19 protein-coding genes are annotated in these 20305 nt (G+C 45.6%); 16 read left to right on the top strand and 3 right to left on the bottom strand.

Translation table 11 applies throughout. The features are described 5' to 3' along the window. Nucleotides 1–10: 10 nt before the first annotated feature. On the bottom strand, nt 11–745 hold the full coding sequence (locus IM792_RS06750; protein WP_194101073.1) for a DUF3667 domain-containing protein: 735 nt from the start codon (nt 743–745) through the stop codon (nt 11–13). A gap of 85 nt (nt 746–830) precedes the next feature. On the opposite strand from IM792_RS06750, the gene IM792_RS06745 reads away from it, so the two are divergent. Then, nucleotides 831–1592: a helix-turn-helix transcriptional regulator gene (locus IM792_RS06745; protein WP_194101072.1), complete on the top strand. Its 762-nt coding sequence runs from the start codon at nt 831–833 to the stop codon at nt 1590–1592. Between the two features lie 7 nt (nt 1593–1599). Here IM792_RS06745 and IM792_RS06740 read toward each other — a convergent pair whose 3' ends face one another. Continuing rightward, a complete protein-coding gene (locus tag IM792_RS06740) occupies nt 1600–2136 on the bottom strand; it encodes a hypothetical protein (RefSeq protein ID WP_194101071.1) in 537 nt (178 codons plus the stop codon). 351 nt (nt 2137–2487) lie between these two features. Here IM792_RS06740 and mraZ point away from each other — a divergent pair, with 351 nt between their 5' ends. The 15 genes from mraZ to IM792_RS06665 all read left to right on the top strand — a co-directional run bounded on the left by mraZ (nt 2488) and on the right by IM792_RS06665 (nt 19346). Beyond that, complete coding sequence (gene mraZ / locus IM792_RS06735; RefSeq protein ID WP_194101070.1) at nt 2488–2952, top strand: division/cell wall cluster transcriptional repressor MraZ; 465 nt, start codon at nt 2488–2490, stop codon at nt 2950–2952. Further along, nucleotides 2945–3850 (top strand): 16S rRNA (cytosine(1402)-N(4))-methyltransferase RsmH, encoded by a 906-nt coding sequence (gene rsmH / locus IM792_RS06730; protein ID WP_194101069.1) that lies wholly within the window; start codon nt 2945–2947, stop codon nt 3848–3850. The genes mraZ and rsmH overlap by 8 nt, the downstream gene beginning before the upstream one ends. Continuing rightward, nucleotides 3847–4257: an FtsL-like putative cell division protein gene (locus tag IM792_RS06725; RefSeq protein WP_194101068.1), complete on the top strand. Its 411-nt coding sequence runs from the start codon at nt 3847–3849 to the stop codon at nt 4255–4257. The genes rsmH and IM792_RS06725 overlap by 4 nt, the downstream gene beginning before the upstream one ends. Further along, nucleotides 4247–6349, top strand: coding sequence for a penicillin-binding protein (locus tag IM792_RS06720; RefSeq protein WP_194101067.1), 2103 nt, complete (start codon nt 4247–4249; stop codon nt 6347–6349). The genes IM792_RS06725 and IM792_RS06720 overlap by 11 nt, the downstream gene beginning before the upstream one ends. Beyond that, nucleotides 6346–7806 (top strand): UDP-N-acetylmuramoyl-L-alanyl-D-glutamate--2,6-diaminopimelate ligase, encoded by a 1461-nt coding sequence (locus IM792_RS06715; RefSeq protein WP_194101065.1) that lies wholly within the window; start codon nt 6346–6348, stop codon nt 7804–7806. Before IM792_RS06720 ends, IM792_RS06715 begins: the two co-directional genes overlap by 4 nt. 74 nt (nt 7807–7880) lie before the next feature. Next, entirely contained in the window at nt 7881–8222 is a 342-nt protein-coding gene (locus tag IM792_RS06710) for a four helix bundle protein (RefSeq protein ID WP_194101064.1), read from the top strand. A gap of 108 nt (nt 8223–8330) precedes the next feature. After that, complete coding sequence (gene mraY / locus IM792_RS06705) at nt 8331–9572, top strand: phospho-N-acetylmuramoyl-pentapeptide-transferase (protein WP_194101063.1); 1242 nt, start codon at nt 8331–8333, stop codon at nt 9570–9572. A gap of 145 nt (nt 9573–9717) precedes the next feature. Continuing rightward, nucleotides 9718–11088, top strand: coding sequence for a UDP-N-acetylmuramoyl-L-alanine--D-glutamate ligase (murD, locus tag IM792_RS06700; RefSeq protein ID WP_194101062.1), 1371 nt, complete (start codon nt 9718–9720; stop codon nt 11086–11088). Nucleotides 11089–11177: 89 nt separating this feature from the next. Beyond that, nucleotides 11178–12329, top strand: a complete 1152-nt coding sequence (locus IM792_RS06695) for an FtsW/RodA/SpoVE family cell cycle protein (protein ID WP_194101061.1) — start codon at nt 11178–11180, stop codon at nt 12327–12329. A 45-nt stretch (nt 12330–12374) separates the two neighbouring features. Further along, nucleotides 12375–13529, top strand: coding sequence for an undecaprenyldiphospho-muramoylpentapeptide beta-N-acetylglucosaminyltransferase (gene murG, locus IM792_RS06690; protein ID WP_194101427.1), 1155 nt, complete (start codon nt 12375–12377; stop codon nt 13527–13529). A gap of 49 nt (nt 13530–13578) precedes the next feature. After that, entirely contained in the window at nt 13579–14937 is a 1359-nt protein-coding gene (murC, locus tag IM792_RS06685; RefSeq protein ID WP_194101426.1) for a UDP-N-acetylmuramate--L-alanine ligase, read from the top strand. Beyond that, nucleotides 14927–15799 carry a cell division protein FtsQ gene (locus tag IM792_RS06680; RefSeq protein ID WP_194101060.1) on the top strand — a complete coding sequence of 291 codons (873 nt, stop codon included), beginning with the start codon at nt 14927–14929 and terminating at the stop codon, nt 15797–15799. The genes murC and IM792_RS06680 overlap by 11 nt, the downstream gene beginning before the upstream one ends. A gap of 1 nt (nt 15800) precedes the next feature. Beyond that, nucleotides 15801–17150, top strand: coding sequence for a cell division protein FtsA (gene ftsA / locus IM792_RS06675; RefSeq protein ID WP_194101059.1), 1350 nt, complete (start codon nt 15801–15803; stop codon nt 17148–17150). 126 nt (nt 17151–17276) lie between these two features. Further along, nucleotides 17277–18872 carry a cell division protein FtsZ gene (gene ftsZ / locus IM792_RS06670; RefSeq protein WP_194101057.1) on the top strand — a complete coding sequence of 532 codons (1596 nt, stop codon included), beginning with the start codon at nt 17277–17279 and terminating at the stop codon, nt 18870–18872. A 297-nt stretch (nt 18873–19169) separates the two neighbouring features. Next, nucleotides 19170–19346, top strand: coding sequence for a histone H1 (locus tag IM792_RS06665; protein ID WP_194101056.1), 177 nt, complete (start codon nt 19170–19172; stop codon nt 19344–19346). A gap of 62 nt (nt 19347–19408) precedes the next feature. Here IM792_RS06665 and dapA read toward each other — a convergent pair whose 3' ends face one another. Further along, nucleotides 19409–20290, bottom strand: a complete 882-nt coding sequence (gene dapA, locus IM792_RS06660; RefSeq protein WP_194101425.1) for a 4-hydroxy-tetrahydrodipicolinate synthase — start codon at nt 20288–20290, stop codon at nt 19409–19411. Nucleotides 20291–20305 lie beyond the last annotated feature (15 nt).

The following is a 20305-nucleotide window of genomic DNA, read 5'->3' as shown; positions in this document are numbered from 1 at the left end:
ATGATTTGGGTTAGTGTTTTATAATCGTATCTATCATCAGGCTTAAAACCAATACAGCTATGCTGAATGTTAACATACCTAACAGGTAAGCAGCAATGGCCTTAAAATAACGCCCTATCTTTTTCCCGCTGTTAAAAAAATCGCCAATGGCCCATGCCGAGTAACCCAGGCTAAAAACTGCCGAGAAAGCCATTGTTTTATAAGCAGTGATACCCTCAATTACCGCGAACAGCGAGAATATCAGCATATCCATGCCCATTACAAAACATAGCAGTATCAGTATCTCAAAAAAGTTGTAATTGCTCTTTCTAAAAAATAATTGCAGCCATAGCGCTATAAATATGCCCATTATAATATTGGCGTATCCGTAATGGCTTTGCACCCACGCGTTAATGGAGCCGGTAGCATGGTTATCCTTATCCCTCACGGTTATGTACCCTTCATCAATATGAAAAAAGTGACTGATAATAGTATATAGTAATGATGACAGGATGATAAAAATGATGGGCTTAACCAATCGGCTGCGATTTTCAATAACAAAGGTGCGTATGTTTTTACCCGGCCTAAGCAATAGCTCGCGGATGGTATAGAGAATGCCCTTTTCAAAATGCAGTACGTGCAGTACCTCGTGCTGTATGTAGTGCCCGTCTATCCGTTTCAACTGGGCGGGCTGACCGCATTGCTGGCAATAGCTATAAGATACTTCGGCGCTGCAATGGCCGCAATTTATGGTGTTAGCTTGCATAAGGTTGTTGCTGTACCGCAAAAATTAAAAAAGCCATGCACCTGCATACTACACTTTAGTGTAGATTTGCCATACCTATTCGCTAATGAACACCGACAGCAAAACCGGATTACTTACCCGCAACAAAATAACCCAGATTGCCGAAGCCGACCACCTGCAACAGCACAATTACCTGGAAACCATCAGGGCGTTTGCCCGCTTAACGTACGAAAGCGTTTATGTGATCGATTATGAGAAGATGGGCTTTGAGTATGTATCAGACAACCCCTTGTTTTTAAGCGGATACATTGCCGAACAAGTGCTGGAAATGGGCTACGAGTTTTACTTTAAAAACGTACCCGAAAAGGATTTGCAAATGCTGGGCGCCATTAACCAGGCCGGGTTTGATTTTTTTGATAAGGTGCCATTGAACGAGCGCAAGCAATACAGTATTACTTACGATTTTCACCTGATTAATAAGGATGGCAAACCTATCCTCATCAACCATAAACTTACCCCGCTATTCTTAACCGCATCGGGCAAAATGTGGAAGGCGGTTTGCGTGGTATCCATATCGCACCACCGGCAGGCGGGTAACACCTTTATTACTAAGCAGGGTACCGATAAAATTTGGCAGCTGAACATAGAAACCGGCACCTGGCACAAGTTTGTAAAGCCCGAATTAACCAAACGCGAAACCGAGGTGTTACGCCTGCACGCCCAGGGCCTTACCATTAACCAGATAGCCGAAAAAATATTTGTATCGCCCGATACGGTGAAGTACTACCGCAGGCGCATTTTTGAGCGCCTAAACGTAAGCAACATTGCCGAAGCGCTGGCCTACGCGGTGAACAGCAAGATGATTTGATCGATACTTACCTCCGTTTGCTCAGGCTGATGGCCCTTGCTATCCGCGGGCGATTATACCGTTGCAAAAAGATGGGGTAAAGGTTGAATAACACATTCAATATCAGTAATGATAATGATTTTACAAATCCGAATTTGAGGGCAACAAACACATTGAACCCTGTTACAATAAACAGGATGATCAAGTGGCCTAATTCAGCCTTTTTGGTTTGATGATGCAGGTTGATCAGGGTTTGCGTGCCCTTTGCAACCGGGTTGTTCTTTTTGTTCAGTTTTTCCCAGCCGATGATAACCAATAACTTCCTGTAAAAATTTATGCCAAGCTGCTCATATACTTTTCCACCACGCTCCCATTGCTTTGCATTATAGTATGATGATGAGAGGTCGCTTTTCAATGTTTCGGTAAAAGAAAGCGCGCCCATCATCAGCAAAAAGTTCAACGCCCAGGCAAACGAAAAACTATCCATCCTGACGAATCTGGCCAGGACATAAACCAGGGCGGCGGTTACTATCGTAATTAAGATGAGGGTTAATATTTTCCGCATGGAGAGTTTTTGCGCGGAGATTTTAATACAGCCATCCGGCGCCCAAATATAATAACTGAACGCTTCTCTCAAAAAATGGGAGAAACCTCCACCCGGCAGACAATTTCAGGGTTCGAAATAACATTTGGCTCACCAATTAGGTTTACATCGGCACAAATGCTGCATTTTCGCTCCACTTTTTCCCACCGCAGTATCCGCACTTGCAAACCACTGTTTTACAGCTTAATAATTTGAAAAAATAACACAACAAAAAGCGCACTAAAAATGTTGAAAACTTTTAGTGGGGAAAAGTGGTAGAAAGTGGGAAAAGTGATTTACTTTTACGTTACAAAAATTGTCGATATACCATAAATGTCATTCCTGTTAGGCGAATATGATTGCAAGCTGGATGCCAAAGGGCGATTAATGATCCCTTCGGACCTCAAGAAACAACTCCCCGGAGTTGAAGGGGAGGGTCTTGTGATCTTACGTGGCTTTGAAAAACAGCTGACTATATACACTAAAAAGGAATGGGAAAATACGGTAAACGACCTGAGCAAACTTAATCAATACGACAAAAAAAGTCGCGACTTTGTGCGCTTTTTCACCCGTGGAGCCATGGGCTTGTCGTTAGATTCGGCCGGCCGTGTGCTGTTGCCAAAAGCTTTGCTTGATTATGCCGGTATCGGTAACGAAGTAATAATAGCCTGTCAGCTCAACAAAATTGAGCTTTGGGCACCTGCTGCTTATGATGAACTGATGAACAGCGCGCCTGAAGATTTTGCCGCTATGGCCGAACAGGTAATGGGCAGCGCCGGAAGGAGGAACGATGAGTAACGTTTACCACGTACCTGTAATGCTTAAGGAATGTATTGACGCGCTGGCCATAAAACCCAACGGTACTTATGTTGATGTAACCTTTGGCGGTGGCGGCCATTCGCGCGAGATACTGAAACACCTGGGCCCCGATGGCCGCTTGATAGCCTTTGACCAGGATGCCGACGCGCAACGCAATATACCTGACGATGACCGCTTCACTTTTGTTGATCAGAATTTCAGGTACTTAAAAAACTTTTGCCGCCTGCATAATGCTATCCCGGTGGATGGCATTTTGGCTGATCTGGGGGTATCATCATACCAGTTCGATCAGGCTGAGCGTGGATTTTCTATCCGCTTTGATGCCGAACTGGATATGCGCATGAACCAGGCTGATACACTTACCGCAAAAGAGGTGGTGAACACCTACAGCGAGGCTGATCTGCATCGCATTTTTGGCGTTTACGGTGAGATACAAAACGCTAAATCGCTGGCCAAAACCATCGCGACAGCAAGGTTAAATACCCCGCTGAACACCATTGCCGACCTAAAGAATGCCATTAGCAACCTGATACCGCGCGGTAAGGAAAACAAATATCTGGCACAGGTATTCCAGGCATTGCGTATTGAGGTAAACCAGGAGCTGGAAGCCCTGAAGGATTTTTTAACCCAATCGGCAGAAGTGCTGGGCACAGGCGGCAGGTTGGTAGTAATGTCATATCACTCGCTGGAGGACAGGCCGGTAAAGAACTTCATCGCCAAAGGTAAATTTAGCGGCGAGGTGGAGAAAGACCTTTATGGCAACGATAAAAAACCTTTGGACGCGGTTAGTCGTGGTGCTATTACCGCGACAGAGGATGAGATAAAAAATAACAACAGGGCGCGCAGCGCGAAACTTAGAATAGCTGTAAAGAAATGACGAATCGCCTACGTAGTGAAATTGAGGAAGAAGTTGTTGAAAAGCAACTTGTGGTTGAGGAGAAGCCGGTACGTGAAATACCGGACAACTTGTTTACGCAGTTTTTAAACAAAGGCTTTGTAACCACCGAGGATGCCACCAAGGCCCTGCCTTTTATTTTATATGTAGCGTTTTTGTGTATGCTTTACATAGCCAACAGGCATTTAGCCGAGCGAAACCTGCGCGATATTGATAAGGTAAGCAAAGAAGTAAAAGAGCTTACCTGGGATTACAAATCGGCAAAGGCCGAACTGGCTTATAAAAGCACATTAACTGAAGTAGCAAAACGTACCGATACCATCGGCATAAAACAATCAATTGAACCACCTCAAAAAATAACCGTTAAGGAGGATCAAAATGGGAATTAGGACCAACATACTGCTCAGGGTTTACCTTGCTTTCGGGTTGATCCTGCTATTCGCTATTGCCGTGGTGTTTCAGCTTGGCCGTGTACAGGTTGTGCAGGGCAAAAAATGGCGCTCCATGGCCGATAGCCTTTCGGTACGTAATATGGATGTGGAGGCCGGCCGTGGTAACATATTCTCGGTTGATGGCAGCCTGCTGGCTACATCAGTACCTGAGTATGAGCTGCGTATGGATATGCTTGCCGGTGCCATTGAGGACGATAAAATATTTTACGAAAAGGTTGACTCGCTGGCTTACAAGCTATCGGGATTATTTGCTGATAAGTCGGCACGTCAGTACGCGCGCATACTACGCGAGGCCAGGCACGAAAAGGCCCGTTACTTTTTGCTGAAACGCAAGGTAACTTATCAGCAACTTAAAAAGGTTCGCCAGTTCCCTATTTTCAGCATGGGTAAATATCGTGGCGGGTTAATAGCCGTGCAAAAGAACAAGCGTATTATGCCTTTCCAAACCTTGGCGGCACGTACCATTGGCTACAAAAACGATAACATACAAAACCCGGTTGGTTTAGAAGGTGCTTTTTCCGGTTACATTAATGGCGAAAAAGGCCGCAGGCTGATGCAGCGCATTGCCGGTGGTATTTGGATGCCGGTTAATGATGGCGATTACGATATTGCCCCAAAAGAAGGTGCCGATATTATCTCGACCATCGATGTAAACTTTCAGGATGTGGTACAAACCGCGCTTGAAAAGCAAATGATAAAAAGCGACGCCCACCATGGTACCGCCATTTTAATGGAAGTTAATACCGGCGAAGTACGCGCGGTAGCCAACTTTACCAAGGTTGAGGATGGTGTTTATAAAGAGAAATTCAATTACGCCATTGCCGGTAATCAGGACCCTGGTTCTACTTTCAAGGTAGCATCGTACATGGCTTTGTTGGAGGATAACAAGGTAGATACCAATACTATGGTAAATACCGGCGTTTACCCTATCAAGGGACATACCATCAAGGATTCGCACGGCAGTATAGGTGTGGTTACCGTAAAAAAGGCATTCGAGGAATCATCAAACGCGGCGGTAGCTTATTTGGTTGATAAGGCTTATCATGATAACCAGTCAAAGTTTACCGACCACCTGTATGATTGGAAACTGAACGAAAAAATGGGTCTGCAAATTCCGGGTGAAGCGCAGCCGGTGGTAAAAAACCCTAAAAATCGCAGCTGGAATAAAAACATGAGCTTGCCGCAAATGGCCTATGGTTACGAGATGCAGCTTACACCGTTAAAAATGCTATCATTCTATAACGCCATAGCTAACGATGGTAAATATGTAGCGCCAATTTTCGTGCGCGAAATTCGTCGTTTAGGCAATACGGTTGAGCATTTTAACGCTAAAGTTATCAACCCTAAAATATGCTCTGATGTTACGCTGAGCAAAATGAAAGCTATGCTTGAGGGTGTTGTAACCGAGGGCACAGGTAAAAACATCATCAATAACCCGGTATATAAGGTTGCGGGTAAATCGGGCACGGCACAGGTGGCTGATGCTAACTTGGGTTACCGTGCAAACCGTAAATACCAGGCATCGTTTTGCGGGTACTTCCCTGCCGATAACCCTAAGTACTCATTAATAGTGGTAATTAACGATCCTAAGAATGGCTATTACGGCGCATCGGTATCGGGCCCGGTATTCAGGGAGGTTGCCGATAAGGTTTACGCTTCAGATATGCGTATTAACCAAAGCACCACCCAGCACCTGGTAGGCAACACCAGCATGCCCGATGTTAAGCAAGGCAATGTAAAAGCCCTTAAACAAGTATATAACAAGCTTGGCTTAAAACCGCTTTATGCCTCAGTGAACGGCTTAGAGAATGGCATTGATACCAGCAGCGGTATCGCCTTTGAAGATACTAAGGTTAAAAAAGGCTCGGTACCTAATGTTACCGGCATGGGCCTTAGCGATGCGCTTTATGTAATGGGCAACGCCGGTTACAAAGTAACGGCACGCGGCAGCGGCATGGTAAAAAAGCAATCGGTAACGGGTGGTAGCCTGATACCAAAGGGATCTAAAATTATACTGGAACTGCAATGAGATATTTAAGCGATATAATTGAAGGACTTGCATTTACCGAATTACAAGGCAGTGCCGACGTTGAAATAACGGCGGTTGTTTTTGATTCGCGCAAGGTGGTGCCGGGCTCGTTGTTTGTTGCCGTTAGAGGCACCGTGGTTGATGGGCACGATTATATTGAGCAAGCCGTAAAGCAAGGCGCAGCCGCCATTATTTGCGAAGAACTACCCGCCCACGTTACCGGCGAGGTAGATTTTTTAATGGTAGCCGACTCGGCCATTGCGCTGGGTATTGTTGCCGCTAATTTTTACGAGAAACCATCATCAAACCTTAAACTGGTTGGTGTTACGGGTACTAATGGTAAAACTACTATCGCTACGCTGTTATACCAGCTGTTTCGCGATATGGGTTATAAATGCGGGTTACTGTCAACCGTTGAAAATCAGATCAACGGCACCATCATCCCCTCAACCCATACCACGCCTGATCCGGTGGCTTTGAACAGTCTGCTGGCTGATATGGTTGACCAGGGTTGCGATTACTGTTTTATGGAGGTGAGCTCGCATGCGGTAGCACAGCACCGTATACAAGGCTTAACCTTTGCAGGAGGTATTTTTTCTAACCTCACGCACGATCATCTGGATTACCATAAAACATTCCTGGCTTATCGCGATGCTAAAAAGGCATTTTTTGATGGATTGCCTAAAAACGCCTTCGCGTTAACCAATGCCGATGATAAAAACGGCAGCGTAATGCTGCAAAACACCAGGGCCCACAAAAAAAGCTATGCCCTGAAAAGCATGGCCGATTATAAGGCTAAAATATTAGAGAGCGCCTTTGACGGCCTGTTGCTGAATATTGATAACGAAGAAGTATGGTTCAGGATGGTAGGCACATTTAACGCCTACAACCTGCTGGCCGTTTACGCCACTGCCATGCTGCTTGATCAGGATAAGGCAAAGGTGTTGACCAGCCTGAGCAAATTGCCGGGTGCCGAAGGTCGTTTTGATTATATAGTAGCGCCTAACAAGGTAATAGGCATTGTTGATTACGCCCACACGCCTGATGCGGTGCAGAATGTATTAAGCACTATTCATGACATACGCAAGGGCGACGAAAAGGTGATAACCGTAATTGGCTGCGGCGGCGATCGTGATAAAACCAAACGCCCGGTGATGGCAAAGGTGGCCTGCGAGTGGAGCGACAACGTTATACTAACATCCGATAATCCGCGCAGCGAAGACCCTGCACAAATTATCGAAGATATGAAGGAGGGTGTTGACCCGGCATTTAAACGCCATGTGCTCAGCATTACCGACAGGCGTGAGGCCATAAAAACAGCCTGCACTTTAGCTAAACCCGGCGATGTGATACTACTTGCCGGCAAAGGCCACGAAAAGTACCAGGAAATAAACGGCGTACGCAACCACTTTGACGACATGGAAGAATTGGTGGCGCTTTTTAAAGAGATGGTGTAAGTGATAGATGTGCGAATGTGCGGATGTGCGAATGTGCAGATGGGTTAATGATTAGATAAATAGATAATTATAAGATGGATAGTAAACCGAATTTGATAGTTGATCTCACCTATGATTTTTCTTTGAAGATCATCGAGTTTACTGAGCTTTTGGAGAGCAACAGAAAATTCAACATGGCTAATCAATTATTCAGAAGCGGTACATCTATAGGGGCAAATGTGAGCGAGGCTCAGGGTGCACAAAGCAAAGATGACTTTAGACACAAATGCAAAATTGCTTATAAGGAAGCTGAAGAAACTAAATATTGGCTAAGGTTATGTAAACATGCCGAAAGCTACCCGTTTCAGGCAGACTTGTTAGAGGATATACAGTCAATAATAAGAGTATTAGGAAAGATAATTTCATCAACACATTAAACAACTAAGTAAATAACAAATGAGCCAAGCTATCTGCATATCTGCACATCCGCAAATCTGCACATTCGCAAATCAACTCATCTGCTTATTCACTAATAAATATTAAACATGCTGTATTACCTGTTTCAATACCTCAACGAAAAATTCCACATTCCGGGGGCGGGGGTGTTTCAGTACATCACGTTCCGTACGGCTATGTCGGTAATTACGTCGTTAATTATTACTACAGTATACGGTCGCAGGCTAATTGATTACCTGCGCTACAAACAGGTGGGCGAAACCGTGCGTAACCTGGGCCTGGAAGGCCAGATGCAAAAACAGGGCACGCCAACTATGGGTGGTATCATTATCATACTGGGTATTATAGTGCCTACGCTGTTGTTCGCCAAGCTGGAGAATATCTACATCATCATGATGCTGGTAACTACCATTTGGCTGGGTGCTATCGGTTTTTTGGATGATTACATCAAGGTATTTAAAAAGAATAAAGAGGGCCTTGCAGGGCGGTTCAAGATCACCGGGCAGGTGATCCTTGCTCTTTTTATCGGCTGGACCATGTATTTTAACGACAGCATCATCATCCGCCAGGAAGTAAAACTACCGGTAACGTATGATGCCCCGGTATCATTCCACATGCGCGATAACGTGCCGGTTTATACACAGGATATCAAGTCGACCATCACAACCCTGCCCTTTTACAAGAATAACGAGTTCGACTACAGTAAGGTATTGAAATTCACCGGCGAGGGTTATGAGCAATATACACTGGTGGTGTTCCTGTTCTTCGTCATCATAATTATAACCGGTATATCTAACGGTGCCAATATAACCGATGGTATTGATGGCCTGGCAACGGGTACATCGGCCATAATTGGTATCACGCTGGCTATACTGGCCTATGTGTCGGGTAATACGGTAATGGCCGATTACCTGAATATTATGTACATACCCAACTCGGCCGAGCTGGTAATTTTTGCCGGTGCCTTTGTGGGCGCGTGTGTGGGCTTTTTGTGGTACAACTCCTATCCTGCCCAGGTATTTATGGGCGATACAGGCAGTTTGGCCATAGGCGGTATCATAGCGGTATTCGCTATCATGATACACAAGGAGCTGATGCTGCCAATACTTTGCGGCATATTCATCGTAGAGAATATGTCGGTAATTATGCAGGTATCATACTTTAAATACACTAAAAAGAAATACGGTGAGGGCCGCAGGATATTCCTGATGTCGCCACTACACCACCACTACCAAAAAAAGGGCTACCACGAATCAAAGATCGTTACCCGCTTCTGGATATTAGGTATCATGTTGGCAATCATAGCGATCATAACATTGAAGCTGAGATAGTGAGGGGTGAATGGTGAGTAGTCAGTAGTGAGTGGTCAGTGGTGATTGGTGGTTAGAGTTTAGAGATTAGTAATTAGAGAATAGATAGGAACAAAAAATCGGTGAGATCATAAATCAATCGGTGAAATCATAGTAAACAAAATCAGTGGAATCACAAAAAAACATATCAACTCCTAACACACGGGCAAAGCTTGTGGTGCTTGGCGCGGGCGAGAGCGGCGTGGGCGCGGCATACCTTGCGCAGCACAAGGGTTTTGATGTTTTTGTGTCGGATTTTGGGCCTATTGCCGATAAATACAAGGCGCAGCTTCAACAGTGGAATATTCGCTTTGAGGAGCAGCAACACACCGAAGCTGAGATACTGGCCGCTACCGAGGTAGTGAAAAGTCCGGGGATACCAGAGAAGGCGCCGATCATCAAAAAACTGCGTGAGCAGGGTACGCCGGTAATATCTGAGATAGAATTCGCGGGCAGGTATACCGAGGCGAAGATGATCTGCATAACCGGATCGAACGGAAAAACTACCACCACCAGCCTTACCTACCACATCCTGAAAAACGCGGGATTGAACGTAGGCCTGGCCGGCAACATAGGCAACAGCTTTGCCTACCAGGTAGCTACCGAAAGCTTTGACCATTATGTGTTAGAGATAAGCAGTTTTATGCTTGATGATATGTACCAGTTTAAGGCGGATATAGCGGTGTTGCTCAACATAACACCCGACCACCTGGACAGATACGATTATAAACTGGAAAACTACGCGGCATCAAAGTTTCGCATTACGCAGAACCAAACGGAGCACGACTATTTTATATACTGTGCCGATGATGCCGAAACACTAAAGGGTTTGCAAAGCCGCACGTTTGGCGCGCAGGTGCTGCCCTTTTCAATAGAGAAGAATATACAACCGGGTGCATACCTGGAGAACGACAATATTGTCATCAACATACATCAAGAACATTTTACAATGTCAATTAAAGATCTGGCCCTACAGGGGAAGCACAACATCTACAATTCAATGGCATCGGGCATAGTAGCCAAGGTGCTTGAATTACGGAATGAGAGTATGAGGGAGAGCATGGGCAACTTTAAGAACATTGAGCACAGGCTTGAGTTTGTTGCCAAAATATCGGGCATCAGCTTTATTAATGATTCAAAGGCTACCAACGTTAACTCGACATGGTATGCGCTGGAGAGCATGACAACCGATGTAGTGCTGATACTTGGCGGTGTTGACAAGGGCAATGACTATGGTATGCTTAAGGATCTGGTAAAGCAAAAGGTGAAAGCCATTGTATGCCTCGGCAAGGATAACAAACGCATACACGATGCTTTTGAGGATGATGTTGATGTAATAGTGAACACCTTTTCGGCACAGGAAGCAGCACAGATCGCTTTCCATTTAGCCGAGAAAGGCGATACCGTATTACTATCACCGGCCTGCGCCAGCTTCGATCTGTTTAAGAACTACGAAGACCGCGGCCAGCAATTTAAGGATGCAGTAAGGGAGTTATAGAGCCCCCTAACCCCCTGAAGGGGGAACCGGAGTTTTAAATATTAAAATTTTAAAAGCCCTCTCCTTGGGAGAGGGTTGGGAGAGGTAAAATGTTAAACGCGATACTAAATAACACTAAAGGCGACCGCTGGATATGGCTGATCGTGATCGTGCTGTCGGTTATTTCGCTGATGGCTGTATATAGTTCAACGGGTACTATTGCTTACAAGCATGGCACCGGCGCCGAATCATACCTGATGAAGCACCTGGCCATGATAGTGGCGGGTATCGCGCTCATGTACATATCGCACAAGCTGGATTACCGTTACTATGCCGGTATATCAAAGCTGTTAATGATTGTTACCATACCACTGCTGCTTTATACACTTTTGTTTGGTAGCCACGTAAATGATGCCAGCCGCTGGATAGCCCTACCTGGTGGATTGACCTTTCAAACATCGGATTTGGCTAAGCTATCATTGATAACCTATCTGGCCCGTACACTATCGCGCAAGCAGGAGAATATTAAGGATGTTAAACAATCCTTCGTACCAATAATGGGTTCGGTATGTTTAGTTTTCGTACTTATCGCGCCCGCTGGTTTATCAACAGCTATTATGCTTTTTGGCGTAAGTATATTATTACTTATTGTAGGGCGTATCAGCATTAAGCAAATTTCGCTGGTTTGTTTAGCAGGCGTTGTGTTGTTAGCCGGCGTAATGTTATTTGGTGGTCGCAGAGATACTTATGTATCCCGCATCAACGCATTCATGCACCCTGAAAAGGCCGATCCTGATAAGTCGTTCCAATCTGACCATGCTAAGATAGCCATAGCCACAGGTGGTTTTGTAGGTAAAGGGCCCGGTAACAGTACCGAGCGTAACTACCTGCCTCACCCCTATTCGGATTTTATATACGCCACCATTATTGAGGAGTATGGCATGCTGGGCGGCATAGTATTGGTAGGCATCTACCTTTTCCTGCTTTACCGCTGCATCAAGATAGTAACCAAGGCACCCAAGGCGTTTGGCGCGCTGCTTGCGGCAGGGCTAAGTTTCAGCTTAACCATACAGGCATTCGCTAATATGGCCGTAGCAGTGGGCTTAGGGCCGGTAACCGGTGTGCCGCTACCACTGGTAAGTATGGGTGGTACATCCATATTGTTTACAAGTGTGGCCTTTGGCATCATATTATCAGTAAGCAGGGATATTGATGAACCTAAAAAAGTAGTAGTTGGCGAGATAAGGGAAGTAGCGGTTTAAGGAGCCCCCGGCCCCTAAAGGGGAGTAATGAAAAAGAATTAAATGATGGATCAAACTAAAAATATAAACAACGCAAACCTCCCCCTTCAGGGGGCCGGGGGGCGGCGTATTATTATAAGCGGTGGCGGTACGGGCGGGCATATTTTCCCGGCGGTATCAATTGCCAATGCCCTGAAAAAGCTCGATCCATCAACCGAGATATTGTTTGTAGGTGCCGAAGGCCGTATGGAAATGGAGAAAGTTCCGGCGGCGGGTTACAAGATCATCGGCCTGAATATACAGGGCATACAGCGCGGTTCAATTATCAAGAACCTCCTGTTCCCTTTTAAACTGATAGGCAGCGTACGCGCGGCGCTTAAGATCATTAAAGATTTTAAACCCGATGCCGCTGTTGGCGTGGGTGGTTATGCCTCGGGACCGTTATTATACGCGGCATCGCTAAAAGGTATACCAACGCTTATACAGGAGCAAAATTCATATGCCGGCGTAACCAACAAATGGCTGGGTAAAAAGGCCAAAAAAATATGTGTTGCGTTTGATGGGATGGACAAATTCTTCCCTGCCGAGCGCATCATTAAAACCGGCAATCCGGTACGTAAGGAGTCGGTAAGCATTACGGGCAAGCAAATGCAGGCGCTGGAATTGTACAGCCTGTCGGCACATAAAAAAACAGTGCTGATATTGGGCGGCAGTTTAGGTGCACGTACCCTTAACCTGAGCATACAGGCCGGCCTGCAAAAATTTATTGATGCCGATGTACAGGTAATATGGCAAACAGGCAAATATTACTACAAAAGCATTATAGAGCAGTTGGGCGAGAATATTCATCCCAATATACAGGTGCGCGAGTTTTTAAACCGTATGGATCTGGCTTATGCCGCGGCGGATATCATTATATCGCGCGCCGGGGCGGGCACTATTGCCGAGCTGTGCGAGGTTAAAAAGCCGGTGATACTGGTGCCATCGCCAAACGTGGCTGAGGACCATCAAACCAAAAACGCTTTAGCATTGGTACAGGAGAATGCTGCCAAGTTTGTAGCCGACCGCGATGCCGAGGCCAAACTGGTTGACAAGACCCTGGAATTACTGAACGATAAACAGAAACAAAAAATATTAAGCAACAACATTGGCAAGCTGGCTATGCCCAATGCCGATGAAGTAATTGCGAAAGAGGTTATCCAAATAACAATTAACAATTAAACAATAAGGTTCCCTCTTTGCAAGTAGAGGGGCCTTATTTTAAGTGATGATGGAATTAAGCAACATAATACGGGTTTACCTGGTGGGCATTGGCGGCATCGGCATGAGTGGCCTTGCGCGCTATTTCCATCAGTTAGGTTGTGTTGTTTGCGGATACGACAAAACACCTACCGACCTTACCGATAGCCTGCGCAATGAGGGCATCTGTATTATATTTGAGGACAAGCCTGCCGAAATACAAATGAGCTTTCAGCAGCCTGATGATAGCACACTGATCATCTACACCCCTGCTATCCCGAAGGAATCGGCTATATTGAACTTTTTTGTTGATAAAGGCTTTACGCTGTACAAACGCTCGCAGGTATTGGGCCTCATCAGTGCCAGCAGGTATACCGTGGCGGTGGCAGGTACGCATGGTAAAACCACCACATCAAGCATGATAGCCCATATCCTGAAAGATTCGGGCAAGGATTGTTCGGCTTTTTTGGGTGGCATATCATCCAACTACCAAACCAATGTGCTGTTCGGTAAAAATGATATAGTAGTGGTTGAGGCCGATGAGTATGATCGCTCATTCCTTACCCTGCACCCTGATATTGCCGTGGTAACCTCAATGGATGCCGATCATTTGGATATATATGGCGATCACTCGCACTTAACCGAATCGTTCACGCTATTCGCTTCGCAAATAAAACAGGGCGGGCAGCTGATACATAAACAAGGCTTACCATTAGTTAACGGCAGCACCTATACCATAAACGGTGAAGCTGATGCCGTGGCTGAGAACATCCGTGTAGAGAATGGTAATTTCTACTTCGATTTCAAAAACAGCACGGTAAGCATCGGCAACATTTGCCTGGGTATTGCCGGCTTGCATAATATTGAAAATGCCGTGGCATCTATTGAGGTAGCGTTGCGTTTAGAGGTAAGCGCCGGTGCCATTAAAAGCGCGCTCGAATCATTCAGAGGGGTTAAACGCCGCTTTGAGTATATAGTAAAAACCGGTAAACACATTTTTATTGATGATTACGCCCACCACCCCGAGGAGTTGCGTGCCGCCATATCATCGGTAAAAACATTATATCCTGATAAAAAGCTGACCACCATATTTCAGCCGCATCTGTACACCCGCACCCGCGATTTTGCCGATGGCTTTGCCGAGGTGCTGGATATGTGCGACGAGCTGCTGATGCTTGACATTTATCCCGCCCGCGAACTGCCGATTGAGGGTGTAGATTCAGAACTGATACTCAGCAAGATGAAATTGTGGAATAAGCGCAAATGTGGAAAACAAGAAACGATAGAAATAATAGAAAATGAAAAACCTGAGCTACTTTTAACGGTAGGTGCAGGTGATATTGACCAGTTGGTACAACCATTAAAAAAGGTGCTTGAATATGTCGCGTAAACGTATATGGAACCGCATACTTGTTGGCTTTGCCTGGGTAATTTGCCTGGGTGGCCTGGTTGTGCTCATGAGTTTTATCGAGATAAAAAAGGCTGAAGTGGTATGCAAGGGTATTAAGGTATATATACCCGGCAACCAATATTTTATTGACAGGCAGGAGGTAGATAATATTTTGCACACCACCAGCAACACGCTTGAAGGCCGGCGCCTGGAGAATATTAACATACACGACCTGGAAACGCAGCTAAAAGGCAACCCCTTTGTGGAGTTTGCCAAGGTATATACAGATATGGACGGCATGATCAAGGTTGAGATAACCCAGCGCCAGCCCATACTGCGGGTAATTAACCGTTTTGATCAGGATTATTATGTTGATCAGCATGGGTTAAAAATGCCGTTATCAAACAACTATACCGCGCGTGTGGTGGTGGCTAACGGTTATATTGATGAGCTTTTTGCCAACCGTGTTGATACGCTGCATAGTAAACTGGCAACATCGCTGTACAAAACGGCCGAGTACATCCACAAGGATTCGTTGTGGGATGCGCAGGTAGCGCAGATATATGTTAACCCGGCGCATGAGATTGAGCTGATACCCCGCGTGGGTAATCAAAAAATATTGTTAGGCAATGCCGATTCGCTTGATATTAAATTCCGTAACCTGAAGGCCTTTTACACCCAGGCCTTGCCAAAGGTGGGCTGGGATAAATACAAGGCCTTGAATGTTAAGTACACCAACCAGGTAATAGGCATCAAGAACGAGGACAGCAAGGCCGACAGCGCCAAAAAGAAAAGTGCCCCCATAAAAAAGGACACGACAAAGAAACTGAATAACGACACATCGCAAATAAAACAACAGTAAAATGGACAAGGGTTTATCACAAGAAAAAAGTTCGCCGATCATTGTAGGGTTGGATATCGGGACTACAAAAATATGCGCCATTGTTGGCCGCCGCAGCAAGAACGGGAAGATAGAGGTATTGGGTATAGGCAAGGCGGAATCGGCCGGTGTTACCCGTGGTATGGTGTCAAACATTGATAAAACCGTGCAGGGCATTTCACAATCTGTTGATGTTGCCGGTACACAATCAAATGTTGAAATAAAGGTAGTGAACGTGGGTATTGCCGGTCAGCATATCAAAAGCTTGCAGCACCGTGGTTTGATAACCCGTCGCGATCTGCAAAGCGAAATATCCCGCAAGGATATTGATAAGCTGATCGAGGATATGTACAACCTGGTGATGCCCCCGGGCGAGGAGATCATCCATGTATTGCCGCAGGAGTTTACTGTTGATAACGAGCCGGGCATTAAAGATCCTATCGGGATGGCAGGCGTGCGTTTGGAGGCTAACTTCCATATTATTTCCGGTCAAGTTACCGCTATCAAAAACATAGTAAAATGTGTTAACAAGGCACACCTGGAAAGTTCTGAGCTGATACTGGAGCCGCTGGCCTCGTCAGAGTCGGTATTAAGCGATGAGGAAAAAGAAGCCGGTGTGGTATTGGTTGATATTGGTGGTGGTACTACTGATGTGGCCATCTTTCACGAAGGTATTATCCGTCACACAGCCGTTATTCCATTTGGCGGTAATAGTGTAACTGAGGATATTCGCGAGGGCTGTTCAGTAATGCGCAACATCGCCGAGCAGTTGAAAGTACGTTTCGGCTCGGCCCTGGCTGATGAGAACAAGGAGAACGAGATAGTTTGCGTACCGGGTTTGCGCGGTCGTGAACCGAAGGAGATATCGGTTAAAAATCTGGCATTCGTTATTCAGGCTCGTATGGAGGAGATCATTGAGCATGTGTACTACGAGATCAAATCATCAGGCTACGAGAAGAAACTGATTGCCGGTATAGTTATAACCGGTGGCGGCGCGCAGCTTAAACACCTTACCCAACTTGTTGAATATGTAACCGGCCTGGATTGCCGCGTGGGTTACCCTAATGAGCACCTGGCCAAAAACGAGGTTTTACCAAAAGGCATTTACGAGGAGCTGCAAAGCCCGACCTTTGCCACAGGTATAGGCCTGCTGATAAAAGGCATCCAGAAAATGGAGTATGATACGCTTACGCTTACCGCCCCTGCCGTAGCAAAACCTGAGAAGGTTAAATACACCGGCGAGGAGAAAAAATACGGCTTACTGAGTAAAATATTAGAGAGCGGTAAAAAGTTTATTAAGGATGACATCAAGGATGAGGACTTCCTGAAGTAATTATTCACAAACGAAAACTTTTCCACAATATCGACAATTGTGGAAAAACATTGTGGAAAAAGTTATAATATTACGATAGAGAATTCTGACTGATCGTCAAAATACATTTAGCTGAAACAAAGAGATATGCAGTTTGAGATGTTAAAAGAAAAATCGTCAATCATCAAGGTTATTGGTGTTGGCGGTGGTGGTGGCAACGCTGTAAACCACATGTACAGGCAGGGAATTACCGGTGTTGATTTCATTATTTGTAACACCGATGCACAAGCTTTAGAGCTTAGCCCTATCCCCAATAAAGTACAGTTAGGTGCCAGCCTTACCGAAGGTATGGGCGCAGGTTCGATACCCGAAGTTGGCAAAAACTCAGCTATCGAAAATATTGACGATATAAAGCAGATGCTTGGCACCAATACCAAAATGCTGTTTATTACAGCGGGTATGGGTGGTGGCACCGGTACAGGCGCAAGCCCTATCATTGCCAAAGCAGCCCGCGAATTGGATATACTTACCGTAGGTATCATAACCACCCCGTTCTCGTTTGAAGGCAAACGCCGTAAAATGCAGGCCGAGGAAGGTTTGGAAGAACTGAAAAAATATGTTGACTCGTACCTGGTGATCTCGAACGACAGGTTACGCCAGATATTTGGCAATCTTACCCTGGGTTCGGCATTTGGCCAGGCTGATAATATTTTGACCACTGCCGCCAAAGGCATTGCCGAGATCATTACCCTGCCGGGCTATATCAACGTTGACTTTAAGGATGTGCGCACTGTAATGAAGGATAGCGGCGTAGCCATAATGGGTAGCAGTTCTGCCGATGGCGAAAACCGTGCCCTAAAAGCGGTTGAAGGTGCTTTGGCATCGCCACTGTTAAAGGATAACGAAATTGAGGGTGCACGCTACATCCTGTTAAACATTACCTCGGGCGATAAAGAGGTAACTATGGATGAAGTAAGCGTAATTACCGATTACATACAGGAAGAAGCAGGCCTTGCCGCCGACCTGATTTGGGGTAATTGCCGCGACGAGAATTTAGGTGACAAAATATCGGTTACTATTATAGCTACAGGTTTCCAAACCAAGGATGAGCGCGAGAAAGAGATCAGCAACAAGAAAGTAGTTTCGATGCTGATACCTGAAGATGCGCCAATGGTTAAACCGGTTAATGAGTTCATTACCCCGGTTCAGCCAGATGCTGTTGCCGAGCCATACATGAAAGCTAAGGAAGAACCTAAGCAAACCGGTTTGTTCGATCTGTTCGCTGCCCGTAATGCCGAAGAAGCCGGAGCCCCTGTTGTTAGGCATCAGCTTACGCCGGAGGAGCCTAAAGCTGCCGCCGAGCCTGAAGCTACCGACTTTACCTTTAAGGTAACAGAATCGGTAATGCAATACCATGCCGTTGAGCCTGTACAACCCGAGCCGGAACCAACCCCGGAACCTGTTGCCGGTGCTGACGATGACAAGACCGAGGAATCAATGGAGGAGCAACTGCGTAAATCGCGCGAGCGAATTATGAGGTTGAAGGATCTGAGTATGAAACTACGCTCAGGCAACTTACAGGAGATGGAGAACGTACCGGCCTACAAACGCAAGGAGATAGCCTTACAGCAAACACCTGCATCAAACGAGAGCCAGATATCGCGTTTCTCGTTGTTACCTGATGATGAAGGTAAAACCGAGATCAGGAACAACAACTCGTTTTTACATGATAATGTAGATTAACAATTCCCAAAACATAATTCAGGCCTCTGCACCCCGCAGAGGCTTTTTTTTGTGACTAAAAATCGCCTCAAAAAAATATACCCAAAAGTGGGTATGTAAATAGCAGGTTAAACCCATGTTATGTTACCTATTTAGACAGAAACAGTCTAAATAACTGTCAATCAGCCAAAATGTGGAAAAAATAAGGCTTTTGATATTAGATTTTGATGTGTAAAATTTCTTTTTAAATAAAAACAATTTTAGATTAGCCTCAGTAAAACAATTAAACTCAATCAATTTTAAAAGGAGTAACCTAAAATGAAAAAATTTAGCGAACTGAAAGAGCTCGTGTCTTCGCTGGAGACTGATGCCGAAAAATTTTACAGTAAAGGCAATAGCGCGGCGGGCACCCGTTTACGCAAAGGTTTGCAGGATCTTAAAAACTTAGCCCAAACTATCCGTCTGGAAGTTCAGGACACCAAAAACAAAGAGTAAGTATTAGGATCTTCTAAAGCACTGACCAATTAAAAACCGGCCGAAGCCGGTTTTTCTGTTTTTTATGCTTTTATCTTTTTTATCTCGCTGATGATAGCCTGCTCCGTAGCGGGGCTAACAGGCACTAATGGCAGGCGCAGGGTATCGGCACAAACACCTAAATGTTTTAATGCGGCTTTTACACCGGCCGGGTTGCCTTCAACAAACATCAGGCGGGTAAACTCAATCAAATCAAAGTGTGCTTTGCGGGCGGTTTTAAAATCACCGGCAAGGCATTGGCGTACCATATCGGTAAGCTCACGTGGCAGGGCATTACCTACCACTGATATTAAACCTGCACCACCCAAAGCGATCAGCGGCAACGTTACCGGATCATCACCTGATATGAACAGGAAACCCTCGGGCATATCGCGCAGTATCTGGTTAAACTGATCAAAATTACCCGCAGCCTCTTTAATACCAATGATGTTCTTAAAATCATTAGCCAGGCGTATGGTTGTTTCGGCAGCTATGTTACTGCCGGTACGGCCCGGTACGTTATATAATATTATAGGTAGCGGCGCGGCTTCGGCAACAGCTTTATAGTGCTGATAGATGCCCTCCTGCGTAGGCTTGTTATAATAAGGGCTTACTGATAGTATAGCATCATAGCCGGTAGCGTCAAAAGCTTTTACCAGCTCAACAACCTCAAGGGTATCATTACCGCCAATACCGGCAACCAATGGCACAAGGCCGTTTGCTTTTTCGGCAACAAATTTAAATATCTTCTTCTTCTCGTCCTTGCTCAGTGTGGCGCTTTCGCCGGTTGTACCTAAAACAACAAGGTATTCTACCCCGCCGTCAATTAAATGCTCGATCAGGTTGTTTAACCCGTCGAAGTCCACCTGTCCGTCTGGCTGAAAAGGAGTGACCATTGCAACCCCTGTTCCGAAGAATTTGTTCATCATTATCTCTAAAGC

It is taken from the genome of Mucilaginibacter sp. JRF, from assembly GCF_015223065.1.
Taxonomy (GTDB): domain Bacteria; phylum Bacteroidota; class Bacteroidia; order Sphingobacteriales; family Sphingobacteriaceae; genus Mucilaginibacter.
Note: the sequence above shows the minus strand (reverse complement) of the source record. Positions and strands in the feature narration are given on the sequence as shown.

What these genes read in the sequence shown, in the direction of transcription:
- IM792_RS06695 (WP_194101061.1), top strand. Translation starts at nt 11,178, where the DNA reads ATGTTAAACGCGATACTAAATAACACTAAAGGCGACCGCTGGATATGG.
- IM792_RS06750 (WP_194101073.1), bottom strand. Translation starts at nt 745, where the DNA reads ATGCAAGCTAACACCATAAATTGCGGCCATTGCAGCGCCGAAGTATCT.
- IM792_RS06680 (WP_194101060.1), top strand. Translation starts at nt 14,927, where the DNA reads ATGTCGCGTAAACGTATATGGAACCGCATACTTGTTGGCTTTGCCTGG.
- mraZ (WP_194101070.1), top strand. Translation starts at nt 2,488, where the DNA reads ATGTCATTCCTGTTAGGCGAATATGATTGCAAGCTGGATGCCAAAGGG.
- ftsZ (WP_194101057.1), top strand. Translation starts at nt 17,277, where the DNA reads ATGCAGTTTGAGATGTTAAAAGAAAAATCGTCAATCATCAAGGTTATT.
- dapA (WP_194101425.1), bottom strand. Translation starts at nt 20,290, where the DNA reads ATGAACAAATTCTTCGGAACAGGGGTTGCAATGGTCACTCCTTTTCAG.
- murG (WP_194101427.1), top strand. Translation starts at nt 12,375, where the DNA reads ATGGATCAAACTAAAAATATAAACAACGCAAACCTCCCCCTTCAGGGG.
- mraY (WP_194101063.1), top strand. Translation starts at nt 8,331, where the DNA reads ATGCTGTATTACCTGTTTCAATACCTCAACGAAAAATTCCACATTCCG.
- IM792_RS06740 (WP_194101071.1), bottom strand. Translation starts at nt 2,136, where the DNA reads ATGCGGAAAATATTAACCCTCATCTTAATTACGATAGTAACCGCCGCC.
- rsmH (WP_194101069.1), top strand. Translation starts at nt 2,945, where the DNA reads ATGAGTAACGTTTACCACGTACCTGTAATGCTTAAGGAATGTATTGAC.
- IM792_RS06745 (WP_194101072.1), top strand. Translation starts at nt 831, where the DNA reads ATGAACACCGACAGCAAAACCGGATTACTTACCCGCAACAAAATAACC.
- IM792_RS06665 (WP_194101056.1), top strand. Translation starts at nt 19,170, where the DNA reads ATGAAAAAATTTAGCGAACTGAAAGAGCTCGTGTCTTCGCTGGAGACT.
- murC (WP_194101426.1), top strand. Translation starts at nt 13,579, where the DNA reads ATGGAATTAAGCAACATAATACGGGTTTACCTGGTGGGCATTGGCGGC.
- IM792_RS06725 (WP_194101068.1), top strand. Translation starts at nt 3,847, where the DNA reads ATGACGAATCGCCTACGTAGTGAAATTGAGGAAGAAGTTGTTGAAAAG.
- IM792_RS06710 (WP_194101064.1), top strand. Translation starts at nt 7,881, where the DNA reads ATGGATAGTAAACCGAATTTGATAGTTGATCTCACCTATGATTTTTCT.
- IM792_RS06715 (WP_194101065.1), top strand. Translation starts at nt 6,346, where the DNA reads ATGAGATATTTAAGCGATATAATTGAAGGACTTGCATTTACCGAATTA.
- ftsA (WP_194101059.1), top strand. Translation starts at nt 15,801, where the DNA reads ATGGACAAGGGTTTATCACAAGAAAAAAGTTCGCCGATCATTGTAGGG.
- IM792_RS06720 (WP_194101067.1), top strand. Translation starts at nt 4,247, where the DNA reads ATGGGAATTAGGACCAACATACTGCTCAGGGTTTACCTTGCTTTCGGG.